Source organism: Pseudoalteromonas sp. 19-MNA-CIBAN-0066 (assembly GCF_040308705.1).
Taxonomy (GTDB): Bacteria; Pseudomonadota; Gammaproteobacteria; order Enterobacterales; family Alteromonadaceae; genus Pseudoalteromonas; species Pseudoalteromonas nigrifaciens.
Map to the genome: position 1 here is coordinate 1 of NZ_JBEONZ010000100.1, position 513 is coordinate 513.

The 513-nt window shown below is 46.4% G+C and carries 1 protein-coding gene; it reads left to right on the top strand.

The genetic code is table 11. The features are described 5' to 3' along the window. The coding region (locus tag AAEZ18_RS18360) for an RNA-guided endonuclease InsQ/TnpB family protein (RefSeq protein WP_350594422.1) at positions 1-459 on the top strand (459 nt) is incomplete at its 5' end. Positions 460-513 lie beyond the last annotated feature (54 nt).

Genomic DNA, 513 nt, shown 5'->3' on the forward strand with positions numbered 1-513 from the left:
GCCAAACTCCACCAGAAAATCGCCCGTCAAAGACTCGATTTTACTCATAAAGAAACTGCAAAATTAGTTGAAGTGGCGGCATTGATCGCCACCGAAAAACTCACCGTTAAGAACATGACTCGCAGTGCCAAAGGTACTGTCGAGAAAAACGGAAAAATGGTGAAACAAAAGGCTGGTCTGAATCGGGAAATTCTGAACACCGCGCCAGCCATGACTCTTAATTTGCTGCGATACAAAGCGGAAGAAGCTAGTAGCGAATTTGTTGAAGTACCAACAAAGCAAGTTAAGCCAAGTCAAACCTGCCCAGACTGCGGAGCTAAGAAGAAGAAATCCTTAGCAGACCGCTGGCACTCATGCGAATGTGGTTGTGAGAAGCCCCGCGATGTAGCCAGTGCGCAAGTTAACTTAAACTGGGCGTTAGGTATTCAGGCTGGGAACCAGCCTAAAAAGGTAGCTTAGGCTTTCTTTTTGAAACTCCTTCAAAACGCGCAGCGTTTAGTGGGAGTTGTTCAT